Annotated in this window: 16 protein-coding genes; 13 read left to right on the top strand and 3 right to left on the bottom strand. The window is 68.8% G+C overall.

The genetic code is table 11. The features are described from left to right. Positions 1-20 precede the first annotated feature (20 nt). The 13 genes from HR086_RS21590 to HR086_RS21530 all read left to right on the top strand — a co-directional run bounded on the left by HR086_RS21590 (position 21) and on the right by HR086_RS21530 (position 14,984). The gene (locus HR086_RS21590; RefSeq protein WP_174466532.1) at positions 21-1,880 is read left to right on the top strand and encodes a TssA family type VI secretion system protein; all 1,860 of its coding nucleotides are present in this window, start codon (positions 21-23) and stop codon (positions 1,878-1,880) included. Between the two features lie 82 nt (positions 1,881-1,962). After that, positions 1,963-2,457, top strand: a complete 495-nt coding sequence (gene tssB, locus HR086_RS21585) for a type VI secretion system contractile sheath small subunit (protein WP_141647905.1) — start codon at positions 1,963-1,965, stop codon at positions 2,455-2,457. 24 nt (positions 2,458-2,481) lie between these two features. Beyond that, positions 2,482-3,966 (top strand): type VI secretion system contractile sheath large subunit, encoded by a 1,485-nt coding sequence (tssC, locus tag HR086_RS21580; protein ID WP_141647906.1) that lies wholly within the window; start codon positions 2,482-2,484, stop codon positions 3,964-3,966. Between the two features lie 117 nt (positions 3,967-4,083). Further along, positions 4,084-4,575 carry a type VI secretion system tube protein TssD gene (gene tssD / locus HR086_RS21575; protein WP_141647907.1) on the top strand — a complete coding sequence of 164 codons (492 nt, stop codon included), beginning with the start codon at positions 4,084-4,086 and terminating at the stop codon, positions 4,573-4,575. A 74-nt stretch (positions 4,576-4,649) separates the two neighbouring features. Continuing rightward, positions 4,650-5,045 (top strand): type VI secretion system baseplate subunit TssE, encoded by a 396-nt coding sequence (tssE, locus tag HR086_RS21570; RefSeq protein ID WP_141647908.1) that lies wholly within the window; start codon positions 4,650-4,652, stop codon positions 5,043-5,045. Between the two features lie 28 nt (positions 5,046-5,073). Further along, entirely contained in the window at positions 5,074-6,828 is a 1,755-nt protein-coding gene (gene tssF / locus HR086_RS21565; RefSeq protein ID WP_174458797.1) for a type VI secretion system baseplate subunit TssF, read from the top strand. Continuing rightward, positions 6,792-7,835, top strand: a complete 1,044-nt coding sequence (gene tssG / locus HR086_RS21560; RefSeq protein WP_174458798.1) for a type VI secretion system baseplate subunit TssG — start codon at positions 6,792-6,794, stop codon at positions 7,833-7,835. The genes tssF and tssG overlap by 37 nt, the downstream gene beginning before the upstream one ends. A gap of 85 nt (positions 7,836-7,920) precedes the next feature. Beyond that, positions 7,921-10,578: a type VI secretion system ATPase TssH gene (gene tssH / locus HR086_RS21555; RefSeq protein WP_174463753.1), complete on the top strand. Its 2,658-nt coding sequence runs from the start codon at positions 7,921-7,923 to the stop codon at positions 10,576-10,578. A gap of 6 nt (positions 10,579-10,584) precedes the next feature. Beyond that, entirely contained in the window at positions 10,585-11,658 is a 1,074-nt protein-coding gene (locus tag HR086_RS21550; protein ID WP_174463754.1) for a hypothetical protein, read from the top strand. Between the two features lie 121 nt (positions 11,659-11,779). Next, positions 11,780-12,169 carry an HPF/RaiA family ribosome-associated protein gene (locus tag HR086_RS21545; protein WP_254614770.1) on the top strand — a complete coding sequence of 130 codons (390 nt, stop codon included), beginning with the start codon at positions 11,780-11,782 and terminating at the stop codon, positions 12,167-12,169. 116 nt (positions 12,170-12,285) lie between these two features. Then, positions 12,286-12,837: a TlpA disulfide reductase family protein gene (locus tag HR086_RS21540; RefSeq protein WP_174463755.1), complete on the top strand. Its 552-nt coding sequence runs from the start codon at positions 12,286-12,288 to the stop codon at positions 12,835-12,837. Between the two features lie 137 nt (positions 12,838-12,974). Beyond that, a complete protein-coding gene (locus tag HR086_RS21535; RefSeq protein ID WP_217441895.1) occupies positions 12,975-13,943 on the top strand; it encodes a nitronate monooxygenase family protein in 969 nt (322 codons plus the stop codon). Positions 13,944-14,000: 57 nt separating this feature from the next. Continuing rightward, positions 14,001-14,984, top strand: coding sequence for an alpha/beta fold hydrolase (locus tag HR086_RS21530; protein ID WP_141647914.1), 984 nt, complete (start codon positions 14,001-14,003; stop codon positions 14,982-14,984). 13 nt (positions 14,985-14,997) lie between these two features. On the opposite strand, the gene HR086_RS21525 is transcribed toward HR086_RS21530, so the two are convergent. From HR086_RS21525 to HR086_RS21515, 3 genes are all read right to left on the bottom strand, one after another. Continuing rightward, a complete protein-coding gene (locus tag HR086_RS21525) occupies positions 14,998-15,429 on the bottom strand; it encodes a hypothetical protein (RefSeq protein ID WP_141647915.1) in 432 nt (143 codons plus the stop codon). 31 nt (positions 15,430-15,460) lie between these two features. After that, entirely contained in the window at positions 15,461-15,730 is a 270-nt protein-coding gene (locus tag HR086_RS21520) for a hypothetical protein (protein WP_174463757.1), read from the bottom strand. Positions 15,731-15,783: 53 nt separating this feature from the next. Continuing rightward, the coding region (locus tag HR086_RS21515) for a hypothetical protein (RefSeq protein ID WP_174466530.1) at positions 15,784-16,002 on the bottom strand (219 nt) is incomplete at its 5' end.

Raw genomic sequence — 16,002 nt, 5'->3', positions numbered from 1 at the left:
GGCACACGAAGCCTCACACCATGCCTCCCACCCTCGAAGAGCTCCGTGAGCGCGCCCGTCCCTGGGTCGAGCCCGTGCCCGGCACCGCGCCCGCTGGAACGCAGGCGAAGCACGACCCCGCCTACGAGGCCATCACCGCCGAGGTGGCGAAGCTGGAGTCCCCCGCCAGCAACGCCGTGCGCTGGGACGAAGTCGTTCGCGGCGCCGACGAGCTGCTCAAGGGCACCACCAAGGACCTCTGGCTCGCCTCGTATCTGGCCTATGGCCTCTACGTCACCCGGGGCATGGACGGCGCCGCCACCGGCGCGGCCCTGCTCGCGGAGGTGACGGAGCGCTTCTGGCCCGACCTCTTTCCCGAGGTGAAGCGGCTGCGCGCGCGCGCCAACGCCGTCGGCTGGTTCGTGGAACGCCTGGGCAGGCTGCTGCCCACCATCGACCAGGCCAGCGTGAGCGCCGAGTCCCTCGATGCGCTGGCCTTCGCCATCAAGCGACTGTCCACCCTGTCGCGTGAGCGCTTCGCCGACCAGACCCCCGCCTTCGGTCCGATTCAGGACGCCATCGCCCGGCTGCGCGCCGGCCTGCCCGAGCCCCTGCCCGAGGCGCCCCAGCAGCAGGACGCCGCTCCGGCCGAGCCCGTGGACACCGCGCCGACAGCAGCTCCCGTGACCGGCCCGGAGTCGTCCTCGAGCCCCGCCCACGCCGACGCCGCGTCAGCCGCGAACACTCACACGGCCCCGAGGACCGAGCCGCCCGCTTCCCCGAAGACCGCGCAGCCGCCACCACCGTCGCGCCCCGCGTCCCCTCAGGTCGGCGCCCAGCCTTCCGCGCCCCCGCGCCCCGCGTCCCCGAAAGTCGCCGCGCCCAGCACCGTCGTCGTGCCTCCGCTCCCCACGCTGCCCGCGCAGCCGGACCTCTCCAGCACCGAGGCCGTCACCGACTTCCTGCGCAACGTCGGCGCCGCGCTCCTGGGCGCCGCGAGCGCGCTGCGTCACGCGAGCAGCGCGGACCCCGTCTCCTACCGTCTGCTGCGCAACGGCGTGTGGCTGCACCTGGCGCGGCCGCCTGCCACCGGTGCCAACGGCCGCACGACGCTTCAGCCGCCACCGGACTCGCTGCGCTCCAAGCTGGAGACCCTGGAAGCCAACCAGCGCTGGAGCGAGCTGCTCGACGAGGCCGAGTCCGCCGTCGCCCAACACCGCTTCGCCCTGAGCCCGCACCGCTTCAGCGCCGCCGCGCTCAAGGGGCTGGGTGAAACACACACCACGGCCCACGCCGCGCTGGTGCGGGAGTTGCGTGTGCAACTGCGCCGCATGCCGGGCGTGGAGGACCTGCTCGCCGCCGACGGCTCTCCCCTCACCGACGAGGCCACGCGCGCCTGGCTGCGCGCCGAGGTCCTCCAGGCGGCCCCCCGCACCACCGCGGCGTCCCCGGTCCGCGCTCCGACGACAGCCATCCGCCTGCCGCCGCCGTCACTCGACGCGGAGTCCGCCGGCGCGCAGCCCCTGGGCGAGGAGGAAACCCAGGCGCTGCTGGCCGAGGGCCGCGTGCAGGAGCTCGTCGCGGGGCTCCAGGCGGATGTCGCCGCCGCGGGCACGGGCCGCGCGCGCTTCGTCGCCCGCCTGACCCTGGCGCGCCTGTGTGCCCAGGCAGGACAACTTCCGCTGGCGCGCGCGCTTTTCGACGCGCTCGACGAGGAGGTTTCCTCTCATGCGTTGGACCAGTGGGAGCCCACGCTGGCGGCGGCCTGTCTCGAGGGATGGCTCGCCACCCGCACCGTCGAGGAAAAGGAGGGGGGACGGTTGGCAGCAAAAGTTCGAAACCGCTATCGTCGTCTCGCACGGCTGGATTCTTCCGCCGCGCTCCGCGTCGTCGGCCCCTGACGTTCCCAGGTTGTTCCGCGGCGAAGCCTCCCCCATGCGACGCCCGCGCATTTCTACGTAGGTCTCAAGGAGAGAGCCGCAGATGAGCAAAGAGAGTTCCGTCGCCCCTACCGAGCGCGTCAACATCGTCTACAAGCCCGCCACCGGCAATGCGCAGGAGCAGGTGGAGCTGCCCCTGAAGGTCCTGATGATGGGGGACTTCACGGGCCAGGCGGATGACCGGCCTCTGGAGCAGCGCGCGCCCATCAACGTGGACAAGGGCAACTTCAACGAGGTGATGGCCCAGCAGAACCTCAAGGTCACCCTCACCGCCGCGGACAAGCTGTCCAGCGACGCGGGCGCGACCATGAATGTCTCGCTCCAATTCAAGAACCTGTCGGACTTCACGCCCGAGAGCGTCGTCAATCAGGTGCCCGAGCTCAAGAAGCTCCTGGAGCTGCGCAGCGCGCTCAACGCGCTCAAGGGGCCCCTGGGCAACCTTCCCGCGTTCCGCAAGAAGCTTCAGGCACTCCTGGCCGACGAAGAGGGCCGCAAGGCGCTCATCAAGGAACTGGGGCTCGAGGAAAAGTCCAAGTAACCGTTTACGGGGAACAGAGACACCATGCCTACCGAGACCCTGACCCAGAAGTCGCCGGTTGCCGGCGCCGATGCCTCGCTGTCCCTGCTCGACGAAATCCTCTCCGAGGCGAAGCTCAAGCCCAAGGACGAGGGTTACGACGTCGCCAAGCGCGGCGTGCAAGCCTTCATCACGGAGATGCTCGCGCCCAACCGCTCCGAGGAGCGTGTGGACAAGGCGCTCGTCGACGCGATGATCGCCGAAATCGACAAGCGCCTGTCGTCGCAGGTGAATGAAATCCTCCACGCCTCCGAGTTCCAGAAGCTGGAGTCGTCCTGGCGTTCGCTGAAGTTCCTGGTGGACCGCGTGGACTTCCGCGAGAACACCCGCGTGGAGATGCTCAACGTCTCCAAGGAAGACTTGCAGAAGGACTTCGAGGACGCGCCCGAGGTCGTGAAGAGCGGTCTGTACAAGCTCGTGTACTCCAACGAGTACGGCGTCTTCGGTGGCAAGCCCTACGGCATCATCTCCGCCAACTACGACTTCGGCGTGGGCCCGCAGGACATGGAGCTTCTGCGCAAGTGCGCGTCGGTGGCCGCCATGGCCCACGCGCCGTTCATCGCCAACACCGCGCCGGAGACCTTCGGTGAGCCTACCTTCCTGAAGCTGCCGGACCTCAAGGACCTCAAGTCCCTGTTCGAGGGTCCGCAGTACGCGCGCTGGCACTCGTTCCGCGAGAGCGAGGACGCGCGCTATGTGGGCCTGGCCCTGCCGCGCTTCCTGCTGCGTCTGCCTTATGGCGAGAAGACGGTGCCGGTGAAGGCTTTCAACTTCACCGAGGACGTCGTCGGCAGCCACGAGAAGTACCTGTGGGGCCATGCCTCCGTCGCGCTGACGTCGCGCGTGGCGGACTCCTTCGCCAAGTTCCGCTGGAGCCCGAACATCATCGGTCCCCAGTCCGGCGGCGCGGTGGAGAACCTGCCCCTGCACCAGTACGAGGCCATGGGGGAAATCCAGACCAAGATTCCCACCGAGGTCATGCTCACCGAGCGGCGCGAGTACGAGCTGTCCGAGGAAGGCTTCATCGGCCTGGTGTTCCGCAAGGACTCCGACAACGCGGCGTTCTTCAGCGCCAACTCCACCCAGAAGCCCAAGTTCTTCGGCAACACCCCGGAGGGCAAGGCCGCGGAGACGAACTACCGTCTGGGTACGCAGCTGCCATACATGTTCATCATGACGCGCCTCGCGCACTACATCAAAGTGCTGCAGCGCGAACAGATTGGCAGCTGGAAGGAGAAGGCCGACCTGGAGCGTGAGCTGAATCACTGGCTCAGCCAGTACATCTCCGACATGGACGACCCGGCGCCCGCCGTGCGCTCGCGCCGCCCGCTGAAGGCCGCGCGCGTCGTCGTCGAGGACGTGGAAGGTCAGCCCGGCTGGTACCGCTGCAGCCTGCAGGTGCGCCCCCACTTCAAGTACATGGGTGCGTCGTTCACCCTGTCCTTGGTGGGTAAGTTGGACAAGGAGTGATGGACCCGCTTCACCGTGTGTCGTTGAGATCAGCTATTCTGTGGGCTCCACTCCCAGGCTCGAAATGAGCCTGGGCCACCCGCGCGCCTTCGCGCGCACAGCAAAGAGGTTGGTTCCATGGCTGAATCAGTTTTCGTGTACCTGAAGGCAAACGGGCAGGATATCGCGGGTGAGAGCACCCAGACGAGCCTCGGCCGCGAGGGCGCCATCGAGGCCATCTATTACGAGCAGAAGGTGTTCACCGCTCGTGAGGCGGGCTCGGGCCTGGCCGTGGGTCGCCGTCAGTACGAGGGCATCACCATCCGCAAGCGCATCGACAAGGCCTCGCCGCTGCTGATGAAGGCGCTGTGCGAGAACACCGTCATCGAGGCGACGTTCAAGTTCTTCCGCCCGAACCCCTCTGGCGACGGGACGACCGAGCAGTTCTACACGACGTCCATCAAGAAGGCGCGCATCAACAGCATCAAGCAGTTCGTGCCGGATGCGTTCGTGCCGACCAGCTCCAACAGCCCTCCGCTCGAGGAGCTGAACATCGTCTTCCACACCATCAACTGGACGTACAGCAACGGCGGCCAGACGCACGAGGACACCTGGGACACCCAGCGCTGATGCGTGCTCCTCCACCGGTCGTCCGTGGCGCAATCGACACGGGCGGCCGGGGGTGGCCTCAATAAAAGACACGCATGGGCTCCCGAGGTTTGTTGTCACGTATCGCCGAAGGCAATGGCGCGCTCGCCCCACCCGGCGACGTGGTGGAGTCCATCGCGGAGCACCTTCGCGCGTTGCTCAACACGCGCAAGGGTGAGTCCGTGGCCTCACCGGCCTTCGGCATCCTGGACTTGAACGACATCGTCCACACGTACCCATCGGCGGTGCCGCGAATGGCGCAGTCCATCCGCACGGCCATCCAGGACTTCGAGCCGAGACTGAAGAGCGTGGTGGTGAATCACTCGCCGGACCCGGATGATCCGACGGCGCTGCGGTTCGACATCACCGCGCAGCTGGCGACGCGCACGCGAAAAGGCACGGTGCGCTTCCACACGCAGATGAACCCGGGCGGGCGCGTGGACCTGTGGTGAACCGCGGGGTGTTGGGCGGAGGGCGAGGATGTTCAGCAAGTACTACCTGAGCGAGCTGACGTACCTGCGGGAGATGGGGCGGGCCTTCGGGCTGGCCAACCCGTCGCTGGCGGGCCTGCTGGTGGAGCGCGGCGCGGACCCGGACGTGGAGCGGCTGCTGGAGGGCTTCGCCTTCCTGACGGCGCGCATCCGCGAGCGCGTGGACGACGACGTGCCGGAGCTGGTGCATGGGCTGACGGAGCTCCTGCTGCCGCACTACCTGCGCCCCCTGCCCGCCGCGTCCATCGTCGAGTTCTCCCCGCACCTGCGCGCGCTGCGCGGCCGCTCGAAGCTGGCCGCCGGGGCGGAGGTCGCCTCGCAGCCCATCGACGGTACCCGCTGCGTCTTCCGCACCACGACGGACGTGGACCTGCTGCCGGTGCAGCTCACCGACGCGATGCTGGACCGCTCGTCGATTACCTCCCCCGTGCTGCGGCTGTCGTTCCAGACGACGGAGCAGGGCCGCGCCGAGGTCTTCCGCCAGCAGGGCCTGCGCCTGTTCATCCACGGAGAGCTGTCCGCCTCCGCCGTGGTGCTGCTGTGTCTCTTGCGCTACTGCGGACAGGTGCGGGTGCGCGGCGCGTCCTCACAGGGCGACGGAATCAAGCTGCCCGCGGGCTCCCTCCAAGCGGTGGGCTTCCAGCGCGACTTCCGCCTGCTGCCGTGGCCGCGAGCGAGCGAGGGCTACCGGCTGTTGCAGGAGTACCTGACGCTGCCGGAGAAGTTCCTGTTCTTCGACGTGAAGAACCTGGACGCGGCGGCGATGAGCGTCCGTGAGGACCGGTTCGAAATCGCCTTCCACCTGGAGCGGCCACCGCCCCTGGACGCGCGCATCCACCGGGAGATGTTCCGGCTGCACTGCGCTCCGGTGGTCAATCTCTTCAGCGCCCCGGCCAACCCCGTCCTCCACCACGCGCTGGACCGCGAACACCTGCTGCGCGCCGCGGACCTGCCACCCAACCACGCGGAGGTGTACTCCGTGGATTCGGTGACGGGCCTCCAGTCGGGCCGCAACGAGCGGCGCGGCTACCGGCCCTTCTTCGAGTTCAGCCATACGGCGGGCGGCGACGCGGAGCAGTCCTTCTACCGGCTGCGGCGCATGCACTCGCCGTTGGATGAAGGCATCGACATGTACATCACCCTGGAGACCCCGCGCGACGTGGCGCCGGTGCTCGGGGCCGAGGAGGCGCTCTCCATCGACCTGACGTGCACCAACCGCACGTTGCCGTCGCGCCTCCAAGTGGGTGACTTGACGGAGTCCACGTCCGCCAGCCCCACCCAGGCGAAGTTCAAGAACATCTCCCCGGTGAGCCGGCCCGCGCGCGCGCCGCTGGGCGCGGAGCTGCACTGGCGGCTGTTGTCCCATCTGGCCATCAACCAGCACTCGCTCGCGGACGCGGCGGCGCTGCGGCGGCTGATGGACCTGTACAACTTCCACTCGCTCACCGACAACCTGGCCGCGCGCGCCAGCCGCCTGCGCATCAACGCCATCCGCGCGGTGGAGACCAAACCCGTCACGCGCTTCCTGGAGGGCGCGCCGCTGCGAGGCCACCGCACCCGGGTGGACCTGGACGAGGAGAACTTCATGGGCGTGGGGGACTCGTTCCTCTTCGGCTGCGTGCTGGAGGAACTGCTCGCGTCCCACGTCACCATCAACTCCTTCAACGAGCTGAGCATCCGCCTCCACCCCTCGCAGACGGAGTACATGTGGCTTCCGAGGAACGGCTCTCAGACGCTCTTGTAGAAGAGGCCCGGAAGCTGGCCGAGGCGGCGCCCCGGGTGGGCTTCTTCCCGCTGGTGGCCTACCTGGAGCGGCTGACCAAGGACGCGGTGCGCGTGGGCGGGCCCGGGCCCGTCAACGAGGAGATGATCCGCTTCCGGCATGACCCATCGCTCGGGTTCCCTTCCGGCGACGTCAGCGAGGTGACGCTGCGCTACGTGCCGGTGCGGCCGGAGGACCCGTCCTCACGCCGCCCCTTGTTCGAGGTGGTGACGCGCTTTCTGGGACTGACGGGCGCGGTGAGCCCCCTGCCCCACTACATCGCCGAGGAAGTCGCGCAGGAGGACCCGGACGCACCCGTGCGACGCGAGTTCCTGGACCTGTTCCACCACCGGCTCCTGTCCCTGCTGTATCGAATCGAGTCGAAGTACCGCATCACCAGCGAGACGGACACGTCCTTCACGGACCAGTGGTCCCGGCGGCTGCTCGCCCTGGGCGGCTTCGACACGTACGAGCAGCCCCGCAAGGGAGGCCTGCCGACCTGGCGCCTCCTGCGCATCGCCCCGCTGCTCGCCAGCCGCTCCCGCACGGCGGAGCAGTTGGAGGTCGCGCTCCAGGACGTGCTGAACGAGGACCTGGAGGGCGCGAAGGTGTCGGTGCGGCAGTTCGTGGGCCGCTGGGTGGACATCGACGCGCGGGTGCAGTTGGGGCGGGCCAACCATCAGCTCGGCCGCAACATGCTGCTGGGGGGCAAGGCGTTCGACCGGACGGGGAAGATTCAGCTGCACATCAGCCCGCTGCCGCCGCGCGCCTACAAGCGGCTGATGCCGGATGGAGACCTGCTACCGCTGGTGCGGGAGGTGGTGTCGCTCTTCGTCCGGGACCCGCTGGAGTATGATCTGGAGCTGGGTCTCACCGAAGGGGTGCGTCAGCAGTTCCGGCTGTCTCGCAAGGAGCCGAGCCAGCTCGGCCGCGACACCTGGCTGGGCTCCAGCCAGCAGACACACCTGAGTGTTCCCGTCGTGAGATGAGACGCTCCGGGATGGGCGGCCCCGGGGTGCGGGGATTTACGGCGTAACAGCCGCCCGGTATACCGTCGACCACCGTTGTCACAGCTTGGGGGCTCCCATTCGCGTCGATCCGAAAGCGCTTGTCCGTCGCCTGACGCCCACCTCCACCCGCCTGTTGGAAGCGGCGGTTGCTCGCGCGAGCGCGGGACGGTTCTACGAAATCGTCCCCGAGCACATGCTGGCGCAGATGCTGGAGCCCGAGGACTCGGACGTGGCGCGCCTGCTCCACCACTTCGGGGTGGACAAGCGGCACCTGGCCACCAGCATGGAGCGCGCCCTGCAGGGCCTGCGCGCCGGCAACGCGGGGCGGCCCGTCTTCTCCGAGACGCTCTTCCAGTGGTTCGAGGAGGCGTGGCTCCTGGCCTCGGTGGAGCACGGCGCGACGCGGCTGCGCTCGGGGCACCTGTTCGTCCAGTTCATCACCCGCCGCTCGCGCTACACCGCGGAAATCTTCCCCGAGCTGGACGCCATCTCCCGCGACGAGCTGCTGGGCTCGCTGGACGTGCTGCTGCAGCCCTCGCCGGAGAACGTGGAGGTCACCACGGCCGACGGCGCGGCGAGCGGCTCGGGTGGCGGCGCGGCGGGTGCGCCGGGAGGCCGGGGTGACGAGGCGCTCAAGCGCTTCGCGACGTCCTTCACCGGGCGGGTGCGCGAGGGGAAGATCGACCCCATCTTCGGCCGTCACCGCGAAATCCGGCAGATGGTCGACATCCTCTCCCGCCGCCGGAAGAACAACCCCATCCTGGTTGGCGAGCCGGGCGTGGGCAAGACGGCGCTCGTGGAGGGCATGGCCTGGGCCATTGTGCGGGGCGAGGTGCCGGAGGCGCTGCGCAACGTGGACCTGCTCGGCCTGGACCTGGGCCTGCTCCAGGCCGGCGCGGGTGTGCGCGGCGAGTTCGAGAACCGGCTCAAGGCCGTCATCGCCGAGGTGAAGGCGTCCCCCACGCCCATCATCCTCTTCATCGACGAGGCGCACACCATCATCGGCGCGGGTGGCTCGCAGGGCGGCAGCGACGCGGCCAACCTGCTCAAGCCCGCGCTGGCGCGGGGCGAGTTGCGCACCATCGCCGCGACGACGTGGGCCGAGTACAAGAAGTACTTCGAGAAGGACGCGGCGCTGGAGCGGCGCTTCCAGCCGGTGAAGGTGGACGAGCCCAGCGAGGCGGACGCGGAGCTGATGCTGCGCGGCCTGCGCCCCACGTATGAGGCGTCCCACGGCGTCACCATCCGCGACGAGGCCGTCACCGCGGCCGTGCGACTGTCCAGCCGGTACATCTCCGGCCGGCAGCTCCCGGACAAGGCGGTGGACCTGCTCGACACGTCGGCTGCCCGCGTGAAGATCGAGCTGTCCACGCGGCCCGAGGAGCTGGTGGCGCTGGAGCAGGAGATCTCCGGCCTGGAGCGCGAGCGCGACGCGCTCAAGCGGGACTTGGCCGACGGTGAAGGTGGGGAGGACGCGCAGGAGGCACTGGCCGAAGCGGAGGCGAAGCTGCGCGCCACCCAGGACTCGCGGGCCTCGCTGCACGCGCGTTGGGAGACGGAGCGCGCGGCCGTCGTCGCGCTGATGAACGCTCGCAAGGCGCTGCGAGAGCCTGCCCCGGGTGCCGAGCCCGCGGCGCTCAAGGAAGCGGTGGACGCGGCGGCGAAGTCGCTCGCGGCGGCGCGCGGCGAGTTCCCGCTGGTGCACTCGGACGTGGACGCGGACATCGTCGCGCGCGTCGTCGCGGGTTGGACGGGCGTGCCGGTGGGGAAGATGCGCGGTGACATGTTGGAGGCCGTGCTGAACCTGGAGGACCGGCTGCGCACCCGCGTGCGTGGACAAGAAGCGGCGCTCAAGAAGGTGGGCGAAATCATCCGCATCTCCCAGGCGGGCATCCGCAACCCGGACGCGCCGATTGGCGTGATGCTCTTCGTGGGGCCCAGCGGCGTGGGCAAGACGGAGACGGCGCTGGCGCTGGCCGAGTCGCTCTACGGCGGCGAGCGCTTCATGACGACGCTCAACATGAGCGAGTTCCAGGAGAAGCACACGGTGAGCCGGCTCATCGGCTCGCCGCCGGGCTACGTGGGCTACGGCGAGGGCGGCCTGCTCACGGAAGCGGTGCGGCAGCGGCCCTACTCCGTCGTGCTGCTGGACGAGTGCGAGAAGGCCGACCTGGAGGTGATGAACCTCTTCTACCAGGTGTTCGACAAGGGGATGCTGACGGACGGAGAGGGCCGCGCGGTGGACTTCAAGAACACCGTCATCATCCTCACCAGCAACCTGGGCTCGGACCGGGTGATGAAGATGTTCGAGGACGGGCTGGAGCCCTCGTCGGAGCAGGTGCTCACGGCCATCCGCCCCACGCTGAGCCAGCACTTCAAGCCCGCGCTGCTGGCGCGCATGACGGTGGTGCCCTTCGGTCCGGTGCAGCGCGACGTCATGCGGCAGATCGCCGAGATGAAGCTGAACAAGCTGGTGGGCCGGCTGCGCGAGGCCCACGACGTGGAGACGACGCTGGCGCCGGAGCTGCTGGACGAGCTGGCGCGCCGGTGCACGGAGTCGGAGATGGGAGCGCGCAACATGGAGCAGATCCTCCAGGGCTCGCTGATGCCCGTGCTCTCCCGCGAATTGTTGCAGCACCTGGTGGGCGGCGCGGTGCCCCCCAAGCTGCACGTGGCCCTCACCGCGGAAGGCGACTGGGACCTCCGGTTCGCCGAGGCCTGAGAACCCATGAAACGAACGCTTCAGGTCTGCGGTGTCGCGCTGTCCCTTCTGGCCGGCTGCGCCAGCGTGCCCAAGCCGGCGATGTGCTTCGCCGAGGCGGGCCCCAACGCACGCTCGTTCCCCACGCCGGACACCTGGTTCGCCCTGCTTCTGCACGGCTATGACAAGGACGCCGGCACGGCTCCGCACCCCGCGGTGGACTGCGCGGGCGCGCCCGTGTGGTGGCAGGACCCGACCGCCGACGAGTGCGTGGAGGCCGGCCCCGACGCCCTGCCCCTTCCGCCGTCGCAGAAGCTCACCGAGGAGGACCTGGTGCTGGAGACACTCCAGGCCGGCCAGCGGCTGGCGTGGGTGATTACGCGGCGCTTCACCAACGGCGAGGCCCTGGGGCCGGTGGCGCTGGTGGAGACGACGGAGCTGGGCTTCCGCGTGGAGGCGCTGGGCTCGCTGCGCTCCATGCCGAAGAACGCGAAGCTGCGGCTGGAGCGCGTGGGTGGCACGGATGTCCTCGTCGCGGAGGGCGACGCCTGCACCACGGACGGCACGGACGTGTGCCGCCGGCACGCGCGCATCATGCCGCTGCGGCGCAACCGCTTCTTCACGGAGTCGGTGTCCAACCCGGAGCGCACATGTCTGGGCGCGGCGTGGTTCCCGCTGTCGCGCGAGCTGACCTTCAAGCTGCCCAACAACCTCACCCGCAAGTTCGAGCTGACGTCATCGCTGTCCTTCAGCGAGGCGGGCATCGGCGTGCAGGAGCAGGTGCAGGTGAGCGACTCGGACCCGGCGCAGCCGGACGTGGGGCCGCGCATCTACCGCCGGGCCCAGGACACCCGGACGCTGGTGCTCGCGGACAACGCGCTGGTGAGCACCAAGGCGTCGCTGTGGTCTCGCATGGTGGAGCAGCAGGTGCGCATCGGCGCGAAAATCGAGCCAGAGAAGCCGCTGGTGCCCATGCCGCCGAAGAACAAGCCGGCGACGGCGGAAGCCGCGCCCGCGACGACGCCCCCCGAGGACGCGAGCAAGCCCGTGGCTCCGCCCGCGAAGGCGCCTCCGGCCGCGGCGAAGAGCGGCGGCCCGTAAAGGGCGAACAGCGCGTCGCGCGTCCTCATTCCGCCCCGGAACCCTTCGTTTTTTCGAGGGTCCTCCGGGGCTTTTCCTATTGGCGCAGAAACTCCCGGGCCTGCAGATAGGAGATAGGCCCATGGTGGGCCAGAAGGAGCCGAGGATGCGAATCGAAATCCGAGCCCGACACTTCACCCTCACTGACACCCTGCGTCACCACGTGGAGCGCCGCGCGCGCTTCGCGATGGGGAGACTGTCCGACAGGGTTCGTGAGGTCATGGTGCGCTTGGAGGACATCAACGGCCCACGCGGCGGCGTGGACAAGGTGGCCAAGGTGACGGTCCAGCTCGAGCAGGGCGGGCAGCTCGCGGCGGAGGCCGTGGACGCGAGCTTCGCCGGGGCGGTGGACCGGGCCCTGGAGCGCGCGGGCCACGCGGTGGGCAAGTCCCTGGGACGCACCCACCGGAGCGATGGGGAGAGCGTGAGGACCGCGCCCTGGGAACCCGAGGAGCTGCCAAGTCCCTCCTGACGTGAGCTGAGCCGCGTCAGGGTCCTTCCACCCGGAGGGGCCCTGACGGTGGCGGGATGATTCGGTGCCGCGTGAGCCCTGGCGCTCGCGCGGCACGGTGTGTGTGGAGGTCTTGGATGCAAAGCGGGTCCGGAGCACTGGCCAACGTGCGTGCCGCATGGGCGCGAGCGCGTCAGCGCTGGTGGGTGCGGTGGGGCGTGGACCTGGTGTTGCTCGCGCTCGTCTTCGTGGCGGTGGCCGCCTGGCAGACGCGACACCTTCCAGGCTCGGGCGCTCCGGCGCCGGACTTCACGCTGCGCACGCTGGAAGGCGAGACGGTGTCGCTTCAGTCGCTGCGCGGCAAACCCGTGGTGCTCGCCTTCTGGGCGCCCTGGTGTGGCGTGTGCGGCGCGGAGTCCTCCAACCTCTCGCAGTTGCGGCGGCTCGCGGGAGACTCGGCGCACGTGGTGTCCGTGGCGCTGGCGTACGAAGACGAAGAGGCCGTGCGACGCTTCGCGCGAGAGCATGCGGTGGACTACCCGGTGCTGCTCGGCGACGACTCGCTTCAGCAGGCATGGCGGGTGAACATGTTCCCCACGGTGTTCTTCCTCTCGCCCGAAGGACGCATCGAGCGCTCCGTGGTGGGCTACACCACCCTGGCGGGGCTGTCCTGGCGGTGGATGCTGTAGCCCTGTTGGGGCTGGCGAGACATTTCGCGCGAGGCATCGACGTATCAGCCAATAAACAACCGGCACCGTGGGGCCTTTGTCGGCCTCGTCAACATTGGCCTATGAGCGCCAGTGTCCCCGACCCCCGGTGCCTCATCATGAAGACTCGTTTCACCGAACGCTTCGAGCTGAAGTATCCCATCGTCTGCGCACCCATGGCCCTGGTGGCCGGCGGGCTCCTGGCGGGAGCCGTCAGTCGTGCCGGTGCGATGGGCCTGATTGGCGGGGGCTACGGCGACGCCGATTGGATTGCCAGGGAACATGCCCTCGCCGGTGACGCCGTCGTGGGCGGCGGCCTCATCACCTGGTCGCTCGACAAGAATCCCCAGGTCCTCGATGCGGCGCTCTCCCACAAGCCGCGCGCCTTCATGCTGTCTTTTGGAGATCCCCGCCCCTACGCCGCGAAAATCAAGGCCTCGGGTGCGGCGCTGATTTGCCAGATTCAGCGACTCGCCCAGTTGGACCTCGCCCTGGAGGCGGGTGCGGACATCATCGTCGCGCAGAGCAGCGAGGCGGGCGGCCATGGCATGACCAACCGGGCCACCATCACCCTGGTCCCCGAGGTCGCCGACATCCTCGCCGCGCGCTCACCGGACACGCTCCTGCTCGCGGCCGGAGGCATCGCCGATGGGCGGGGGCTGGCGGCGGCGCTCGCGCTGGGCGCGGACGGCGCGCTGGTGGGCTCCCGGCTGTGGGCCAGCCGCGAGTCGCTGGGGAACAGCGCCTCCAAGGAGATGGCCGTTCGTTTGACAGGAGACCAGACGGACCGCTCCATCGTGTTCGATATCCTACGCGGGTTGCACTGGCCACCGGATTACACTTTCCGCGCCCTCCAGAACACGATGACGGAGCGCTGGTCCGGTCGCGAGGAGGAGCTGCTGGCCGTCGTTGACGAGGAGCGCGCGAAGTTCCAGGCCGCGCTGGCCGCGGGCGATTACAGCATCGCACACACCCCCGTCGGACAGGCCGCGGGCTTGATTCGAGACATTCCCACCGCGGCGCAGATACTTGAGCAGATGGACAGACAGGCCGGTGACGTACTTCTGCGGCTGAGTCTACGGACCTAGCTTCCGCGCGCGCATGAACGGGACTCGTGACGAGGACCGGGCGCGCTCGGAGGCTTCATGAATCGCGCGGCGAAGTGGGCGATCGGTCTGGGTCTTGCGGGGGGCGCGGCCCTCGCGTTGGCGGTTCGACGGGACCGCCCCGCGGGCGAAATCGAGGCACGACGCGCACGCAAGCCGTCGAAGTTCATCGACGTCGACGGCCTGCGGACGCACTACCGGGACCAGGGCACCGGCCCGGTCCTCGTGCTGCTCCACGGTTCCAACGCATCGCTGCACACCTGGGAAGGCTGGATGGACGCGCTGACGCGCGAGTACCGGGTCATCACCATGGACCTGCCGGGGCAGGGCCTCACCGGGCCGGACCCCCAGAATCGCTACAGTCCGCTGGAGGAGGTCGCCTGGCTGGACGCCTTCGTGTCGGCCCTGGGGCTCAAGCGCTTCACGCTGGGCGGAAACTCCATGGGGGGCGGCCTCGCCTGGCGCTACACCGTGGTCCATCCGGAGAAGGTGGAGCGGCTCATCCTGGTGGACGCCTTCGGCCTGCGGCGCGACGAGCCGATACCGTTCTCCCTGCGGCTCTACGAGACGCCCGTGCTCAGCCGCGTGGTCCGCTGGACGACCCCGCGCTTCATGGTGAAGCGCACCGTGAAGGGCACGTATGGCGACCCCCGGCGGGTGACACCGGAGACCGTGGACCTCTACGTGGACATGCTCCTGCGCGAGGGCAATCGCGAGGCCACCCGGCAGCGCTTCGCCCAGAAGGACGGGGACCCGTCACTCGAGGCGCGGCTGTCGGAGATAAAGGTCCCCACGCTCATCCTCTGGGGCAGCCGCGACGAGTGGATCCTCCCCAAGTACGCGCGGCAGTTCCAGTCGCGCATCCCCCAGTCCCGTCTGGTGATGATGGAAGGACTGGGGCATGTGCCCATGGAGGAAGACCCCATCCAGACGGTGGCCGTCGTCCGGGACTTCCTCCAGCAGACGTCGCCCCGGCTGGCCCACGAGCCCGCGACACGGCTCCAGCCCGCACAGCAGGGCTAGGGCCGTAAGCGCGCTAGCGACCCAGCGGGCCGGCGATGAACCGCGCGACGGCCCGCACCTGCTTGCGGTTGCGCTTGTTGTCGATGGTCCGGGTGAGGTCGAGAGGCACCTTGCTCAAGGTCTTCAAGGAATCGCTCGCCGCCTTGCCGGAGTTCTTCATCAAGTCTCGCAGGGCGCCGTCCTTCTTCTTCTCGGCCGAGGCCTTCTGCTCCCGACGATAGGTCTTCAGCCCGTCGGAGACGGACGCGGACAGGTGCTCCATCGCACGACTCGCGTTGTCGTGCGCCTTGTCCAGGTTCTTCAACCCCTTGCTCGTCTTGCGCTTCTTCTTCTTGCCCTGCGAACGGGTGCGTTCAATCACCACCTCGGTCGCGACCATCTGTCCACCGTTGCCATCCACCCTGACGGCCGTCTCGGTGGTCACTTCCTTGCCTGGAATGCTCATGACTTTCGCTCCTCGAGTCCACTGCGTGGGTTCAGGGCATGAAGGGGGGCATGAACGGCAGCGACAGCCCACCCCGCTTCTTCTTCTTGGCCTGCTTCCGGTAGATGAGGACGACGGGGACCAACTGCTTGCCAAAGGCCTCTTCGCCCAGCCTGTCCCGGACTTCGTTCAGGGCCTCGCCCACTTCGAGCATCAGCGCGCCTCGGCCTCGCTTGAGGTCCTTGAGCTTCTTGTTCCGCTGCTTGCCCATGTCGATGACGACGGGAATGGAGCTGATGCCGTTCGGGGATTCAATTGTCATATCAGTATTCTCCCTTCATGTTGTCCGGGCCCTGCCGCCCACGTGCGGGCCAGTCAGAGCGCGGTGCGTGAGCCCGCTTCTCGGTCCTTATCCGAGAGCCTGAAGCTGATGCCTCGCAGCGTCACCGCCAAGGCAAGCAGCACCGCGCCCAGGAACAGGGGACTGAGCAGCGTCTGGCTCCAGGCCTGGCCAGACAACACCTCCGTGGCGAACGCCTCGCCCGCACCCTGCCCTCGCCGGGTGATTCCCACCACCGCCGCCCCCACGCGAAC

The organism is Myxococcus sp. CA039A (assembly GCF_013336645.1).
Classification (GTDB): Bacteria; Myxococcota; Myxococcia; order Myxococcales; family Myxococcaceae; genus Myxococcus; species Myxococcus llanfairpwllgwyngyllgogerychwyrndrobwllllantysiliogogogochensis.
This window is presented reverse-complemented; position numbering and strand designations above follow the sequence as displayed.

Coding starts and splice junctions, on each gene's coding strand:
- HR086_RS21545 (WP_254614770.1), top strand. CDS start 11,780: ATGGTGGGCCAGAAGGAGCCGAGGATGCGAATCGAAATCCGAGCCCGA.
- HR086_RS21590 (WP_174466532.1), top strand. CDS start 21: ATGCCTCCCACCCTCGAAGAGCTCCGTGAGCGCGCCCGTCCCTGGGTC.
- tssE (WP_141647908.1), top strand. CDS start 4,650: ATGGGCTCCCGAGGTTTGTTGTCACGTATCGCCGAAGGCAATGGCGCG.
- HR086_RS21520 (WP_174463757.1), bottom strand. CDS start 15,730: ATGACAATTGAATCCCCGAACGGCATCAGCTCCATTCCCGTCGTCATC.
- HR086_RS21525 (WP_141647915.1), bottom strand. CDS start 15,429: ATGAGCATTCCAGGCAAGGAAGTGACCACCGAGACGGCCGTCAGGGTG.
- tssD (WP_141647907.1), top strand. CDS start 4,084: ATGGCTGAATCAGTTTTCGTGTACCTGAAGGCAAACGGGCAGGATATC.
- HR086_RS21540 (WP_174463755.1), top strand. CDS start 12,286: ATGCAAAGCGGGTCCGGAGCACTGGCCAACGTGCGTGCCGCATGGGCG.
- tssF (WP_174458797.1), top strand. CDS start 5,074: ATGTTCAGCAAGTACTACCTGAGCGAGCTGACGTACCTGCGGGAGATG.
- tssB (WP_141647905.1), top strand. CDS start 1,963: ATGAGCAAAGAGAGTTCCGTCGCCCCTACCGAGCGCGTCAACATCGTC.
- HR086_RS21535 (WP_217441895.1), top strand. CDS start 12,975: ATGAAGACTCGTTTCACCGAACGCTTCGAGCTGAAGTATCCCATCGTC.
- HR086_RS21550 (WP_174463754.1), top strand. CDS start 10,585: ATGAAACGAACGCTTCAGGTCTGCGGTGTCGCGCTGTCCCTTCTGGCC.
- tssC (WP_141647906.1), top strand. CDS start 2,482: ATGCCTACCGAGACCCTGACCCAGAAGTCGCCGGTTGCCGGCGCCGAT.
- HR086_RS21530 (WP_141647914.1), top strand. CDS start 14,001: ATGAATCGCGCGGCGAAGTGGGCGATCGGTCTGGGTCTTGCGGGGGGC.